The sequence below is a fragment of the Chloroflexus sp. genome (genome assembly GCF_034432675.1).
In the GTDB taxonomy this organism is placed as follows: Bacteria; Chloroflexota; Chloroflexia; order Chloroflexales; family Chloroflexaceae; genus Chloroflexus.
The window spans coordinates 1-5861 of record NZ_DAOUBI010000003.1 but is presented as its reverse complement, the minus strand read 5'-3'; the positions used below and the strand labels follow the sequence as shown (position 1 = coordinate 5861).

4 protein-coding genes are annotated in these 5861 nt (G+C 55.5%); 3 read left to right on the top strand and 1 reads right to left on the bottom strand.

Going from position 1 to position 5861, the window contains the following annotated elements:
• The first annotated feature begins 327 nt into the window (after positions 1–327).
• Positions 328–2487 (top strand): heterodisulfide reductase-related iron-sulfur binding cluster, encoded by a 2160-nt coding sequence (locus tag VAE55_RS00680; RefSeq protein ID WP_322813903.1) that lies wholly within the window; start codon positions 328–330, stop codon positions 2485–2487.
• Positions 2488–3026: 539 nt separating this feature from the next.
• Entirely contained in the window at positions 3027–4040 is a 1014-nt protein-coding gene (locus VAE55_RS00675) for a glycosyltransferase family 2 protein (protein ID WP_322813902.1), read from the top strand.
• Positions 4041–4053: 13 nt separating this feature from the next.
• Here the strand turns inward: VAE55_RS00675 and VAE55_RS00670 are convergent, their stop codons facing one another.
• Entirely contained in the window at positions 4054–4545 is a 492-nt protein-coding gene (locus VAE55_RS00670; RefSeq protein WP_322813901.1) for a MarR family transcriptional regulator, read from the bottom strand.
• Between the two features lie 162 nt (positions 4546–4707).
• Here VAE55_RS00670 and VAE55_RS00665 point away from each other — a divergent pair, with 162 nt between their 5' ends.
• Positions 4708–5547 carry a hypothetical protein gene (locus tag VAE55_RS00665; RefSeq protein WP_322813900.1) on the top strand — a complete coding sequence of 280 codons (840 nt, stop codon included), beginning with the start codon at positions 4708–4710 and terminating at the stop codon, positions 5545–5547.
• The last annotated feature ends 314 nt before the right edge of the window (positions 5548–5861 follow it).

Below are 5861 nucleotides of genomic sequence, written 5' to 3'. Positions count from 1 at the left end.
GAACGCAATCCCATTGAGCGCGTGTGGGAGGATGTCCGCAGCCAGATGGCGTGGAAGTGGTTTCCGCATCTGGAGTGCCTGGAGGATGAACGTGAAGCCGTGTGAGCGGCCTCCACGCCAGAGCGCCTCCAGTTTTTCTGAAATAGACTCTAAGCAGAGACATTGTCTTCGCCCAACCCAATATTGCTACCGACGAATCTCGCACTGAGTTCACCAGCTTACTTAATTCCCACCGCAATCCCGTCAATCCTGTCGCATTGACGCTACGCAGCACGAATGCTATGATCAGCAGCGTTCCGAGGAACGCTGTTTGTGCGGAGAAAAGCAATGGAGCAAGAACAGATTATCGCCATCCGCGAAATCTACTGGAACATTGACCACACAGTCGGTGCAACCTTTCTCTATCTTACCGCGCTGGTCACCACGGTGGTCATGGCCTGGGGGATTTTGCGCGATATTGCTCGCTGGCGACGTGGAAAACCTGCAAACCGCATTGGCAACCCACTGGCACGCCTGCTTGAGTTCACCCGTCAAAGCCTGGGCCAGAAAAAGGTGTTGCGCGACCGGCGGGCCGGTGTGATGCACGCCCTGATCTTCTTTGGGTTTCTGGCTCTGTTCATCGGCACCGATATTATTGCCGTTGAAGAGGATTTCACCATTCCGCTGATGGGTGATCAAGCCGGTAAGATTCTGGTCGGTGATTTCTACAAGAGCTACGAGTTTATCCTCGACACGCTGGGACTGGCCTTTGTAGCCGGTTTGTTGTGGGCAACCTGGCGCCGTTACCGCAGCCGGCCTGACCGGCTTGACAACCGGCGTACCGATGCCTGGGTGCTCGGTGTGATGCTCTTTCTCGGCATCGGGGGCTTTCTGATCGAAGGATTGCGGATTGCGAACCAGACTATCGGTGGGGTGTCGGTGTACCACCAGGATTGGGCCAGGGTAGCGTATGTCGGATTTGCCCTTGCAACCCTTTTCCGAGCGATTGGATTAGGAGATGGCAGTCCGATGGCGCTGGCAATTCATCCGATCCTCTGGTATACCCACGCGGCAGCAACCGGGCTGTTTATGGCCTCGCTACCGTTCAGTAAGTTTCGTCACATTCTGTATACCCCTCTCAACACCCTGTTTCGCGATCTCCAGCCCAAGGGCGCACTCGATCCGGTTCCCAATCTTGAAGCCGAGATCGAGAAGGATGAACCACGCCTCGGCGTAACAACCCTGGCCGATTTGACCTGGAAGCGCCGCATGGATCTCGATGCCTGTATGCGGTGCGGGCGCTGTCAGAGTGTGTGCCCGGCTCATGCCAGTGGTGCGCTGCTTTCACCCAAGTATTTGATTACGAAGATGGCCGACTTGCAGCGTGGTGATCCGATCCACTTCAAAGATGGCACCGTGCGCACCCTGGCCGAGTTGAGTGAGAATGGGACGACCGCCGAGACCCTGCCCCTGGTGGGCACGATCATCGAGGCCGAAGAGTTGTGGGCCTGTACAACCTGCAATGCCTGCGTCCACGAATGTCCGGCGATGATCGAGCACGTTGACGATATTGTGGACATGCGCCGTCATTTGACGATGATCGCCAGCGAAGTCCCGCAAGGGGTGAAGCGAGTGCTGGAGGGGATCGAACGACAGAGCAATCCCTGGCGATTGCCGGCCCGCGAACGCACCGCGTGGACCGAAGGGCTTGACGTACCGGTTCTGGCCGAAAAAGAACAGGTTGAGGTGCTCTACTGGGTCGGTTGTGCACCGAGCTACGACGAGCGTTCGCGCAAAGTTGCCCGCGCTATGGTACAGCTCTTGCAGTGCGCTGGCGTCGATTTTGCCATTCTGGGGGAAGAGGAGTGCTGTACCGGCGATCCGGCTCGTCGCATGGGTGAAGAGCTGCTCTTCCAATCCCAGGCTCAGCAGGCAATTGAAACCATGCATCAGTACAAGTTCCGCACCATCGTCACCACATGTGCACACTGTTTCAACAGCATCAAGAACGAATATCCGCAGTTTGGTGGACGGGCCGGCGTTGACTACGAGGTTGTCCATCACACCGAGTTTCTGGCCCGAATGGTGCGTGAAGGGCGGCTCAAGCCCCAAACCCCGATTCACGAGCGGGTGGCCTACCACGACCCGTGCTACATCGGTCGCTACAACGACGTCTACGACGATCCCCGCAGCCTGCTGGCAAGTATTCCCGGCCTTGAGCTGGTGGAAGCCCCGGAGCGCAACCGCGAACGGGCAATGTGCTGCGGCGGTGGCGGCGGGAATGTCTGGCTCGAAAAGTGGGGTGAGCGGAATGTCAATGTCATCCGGCTCGAACAACTCACTGCGGCGCAACCGCAGACGCTGGCTGTGGCCTGTCCGTTTTGTATGGTGATGTTTGAAGACGCCGCTAAGAATACCGGACGCGCCGAAACGCTCCAGCGCCGTGACGTCGCCGAGTTGTTGTTAGAGAGTGTACAGGGCGACGGCAGTGCAATCCAGGCAGGATAAGGCTGTGATGAACACGGTTGCCCAGCCTTGCACACCTCACCCACGAGGGTTCAAGGGCGGGCAGAACGTATGGGGTGATGCACCTGTTACCGCATCAAGACAATCGAAAATGGTATCTGGCCTTCCGTGGTGCGGGAGAGAGGCCGGGGATGAGGGCGTTCAGGGACTCGCCAGACTCTATCTCCCGCATACCCTTGTATATGCTGTCCGTCCCTGAACCCGTCGTACCAAATCTTGCGCAACAATGTGCATCGTTCAGGTGTGCCACTGGCGATTAGGGGCGACGCATGCGTCGCCAGAGTAGGGGCACGGCATACCGTGCCCCTACCGTCCGGCGGTGCATTATTCAGGGGCAGGATCGGGGGCATTGCTGGCTGGGGTGTGATGACTTCGTATATCTACCAGATAAGGTATTACCACGTGGTACTCTCACCTACCCGGTACAGATTGTCCTACCAGCACGCCTGCCATGGTATGATGGAGCACGATAGTGTCTCATCAGACACCGATACCGACAATGACGGACGTATACCATCGCAATGATCAAACCGCTGATCTCGGTTCTGCTGCCCATTCACAACGCAGCCGCAACCCTACCGGCATGCCTGCAATCACTGGCCCGGCAGACCTTCACCGACTACGAAGTACTGGCAATTGACGACGGTTCGAGCGACGAGTCGCCGGCGATCATCGCGGCGGCAGCGGCACGCGATGCGCACATTGTGCCGATTAACGCCGGCAGAATTGGCCTGCCCGCTGCCCTCAATCTTGGGTTAACATTAGCTCGCGCCCTGATTATTGCCCGGATGGATGCCGATGATGTGATGCATCCCGACAGACTCGCCCGTCAATATCACGCGCTACAGGAAAATCCCGCTTTAGCGCTCGTCGCCAGTCGGGTAGTCGCCTTTCCGGCGCGTGCAGTACGCACCGGCCTGCGCGAATATCTACGCTGGCAGAACCGCGTCTTATCCCCGGAGCACATAGCAGCCGAAATCTACGTTGAAGCTCCGTTCGTCCATCCATCGGTGATGTTTCGACGGGCAGTCGTTCAGGAGTTAGGGGGCTATACCGATCAGTCCTGGCCGGAAGACTATGAATTGTGGCTACGGATGTATGCTGCTGGCGTGCAGATGCAAAAATTACCGGACAACCTGCTGGCCTGGCGTGAGCATCCGACACGAGCAACCCGCGTAGATCCGCGCTACGCACGGGAAGCCCTCGATGCTCTGCGGGCTACGTATCTGGCCCGCGACCCTCGTCTGCACAGTGGGCGACCACTGGTATACTGGGGAGCAGGGCGGGTCACCCGGCAGCGTGCCCGCCGCCTGATCGAACAGGGATTTTCCCCGGTTGCCTGGATCGACATTGACCCGGCAAAGATTGGTCAGACTATCTGGGGAGCACCGGTACATGCACCGGCCTGGCTAGAACGGCAACCACGTCCATTTGTACTGGTCTATGTAACCAATCACGGCGCTCGCGATCTGATTGCTGGTTGGCTTGGGGAGATGGGATACCAGCCCGGCCGTGATTATTTGGGGGTGGGGTAACCAGATCAAGTGATTACTGCCCATCACCCTCATCTTCGGGTGAGGTGACCAGACCGCTGTACAGAGATTGTAACAATGCCCGCAACTGCTGTACTTCGTGTTCCGACAGTGATCGCATCCGTTTACGCAACCGTTCGTGATGACGCGGGCGCAAGTTGCGCAACTTCTCAGCACCGGCATCGGTGAGACAAATCAGACTTACCCGACGGTCGTTGGGATCAGGGCGACGCTCAACGTACCCTTTGGCGATCAAACGGTCAACAATACCAGTCAGATTTGAATTATCACACATCATGCGGGCGCTGATTTCGCTCAACGGCACACCGCTACGCGAAGCATAATTCAGGATCATAAATTGAGGAATGGTCAGATCCTCACCGCGCAGATCGTAGCGATTATACATCTCAAGCATTGAGTGAACCTGACGCAGCAAGGTGTAAGCCTCAAGCTCAGGCGTCATCTCACTGTTCTGGTACCATCCGGTAGGCTCGGTGGAGACGCTCATAGCTTTCTCCTCACTAGTGCGCTGGAGACGCAAAGGTGTGAACTTGTAGATAATGATAGGTGACTGCCGTATAATTCCTTCTCGTTTTAACTATATCATGGTTTTTGGTTGTATGTCAATCTTGTTTCAAATGAAACAGTTTCAATTTGTAAAGGGGGCCATGTGCAAATACCACAACCGCGCTACGAGCAGATCGTGACGATGGCATTCGTAAACGCCATCAGCCTTGCCGTTGTCTTTTTAATGGATAGTAGTCCGGTAAATGCCCGTTTTGTGTTTGGTGGTGATGTCCCGGAAATCAGTTTGTCGTGGGTGATTATCGGGACACTAGTCGCTTTAGCAGCGATAGCAACCGAGTGGGTCTGTCGCGCTCACCCTCACCCACATGCCTGGATTGTGCGATCAGTAGGGCCACTACGCAATGTAACCCCAGCTTTATGGGTATTACCTGGATTGAACATTATTGCCGCATATGCGTTCTTAAAGCTCTTCAATCCGGTGTTGGGAAGTACTGTCTTTTTAGTGACACTGGTTGTATCCTCTGGGACACTCGTTGTCATCCTGATAGCTCAATATTTCAATTTTCATCGCCAGGCCGAGATACACATGCCAGCACAAATTGTGCTCCATGTTATCGGCTACATCATCGCGTTTAGTATTTTCAGCGCTATTTACTACACTCGCTACCGCACTCTCTACTCAGCGACAATGGTTGCCCTGGTGGCGGGAGCGCTCATCTATGCACTGCTTAACCTTCAACGTCGCCCGGTATCGGTAGGCATTGCCTTGATTGCCGGTTTTGGGATTGCCGAGTTAATGTGGGCACTGAACTACTGGCAAACGACCTTCTTACTGGCCGGCGTGGTTCTACTGGCGGTGTTGTATGTGGTGATTGGGATTCTCGGCCATGCCTGCATCGGTCAGCTCAATCGGCGGCTAATCCTGGAATATGGTCTTGTCGGGAGCGTCATGATCGGTAGTGTCGCCTTTCTGTCGTTGTAGTGAGGTGCCACTGATCCATATCGGACTGGAAGTTATCTCGCTCAGCATTGACGAGTCAGTATGCGACACGTTGCCACCCTAATTGGACGGCACATGCGATTGCATACGCTAAACAGGGCTTGCAGATGAGCTGAACGTCCTCCCTCCCGACTCCGCTCCCGCCGTGCGAGAAAGGAGAGAATAGAGAGCTGTGCCTGGCTTCCTGATGCAGTAGTAGCATCTATTTCAAACACGTTTACTAGAACCTGTTTCAAAAAACATCTACTGTGAAGGTATCTCATTCATTGCCGAACAATTCCATGATCGTGACGAGC

What these genes read in the sequence shown, in the direction of transcription:
- VAE55_RS00680 (WP_322813903.1), top strand. Translation starts at nt 328, where the DNA reads ATGGAGCAAGAACAGATTATCGCCATCCGCGAAATCTACTGGAACATT.
- VAE55_RS00675 (WP_322813902.1), top strand. Translation starts at nt 3,027, where the DNA reads ATGATCAAACCGCTGATCTCGGTTCTGCTGCCCATTCACAACGCAGCC.
- VAE55_RS00670 (WP_322813901.1), bottom strand. Translation starts at nt 4,545, where the DNA reads ATGAGCGTCTCCACCGAGCCTACCGGATGGTACCAGAACAGTGAGATG.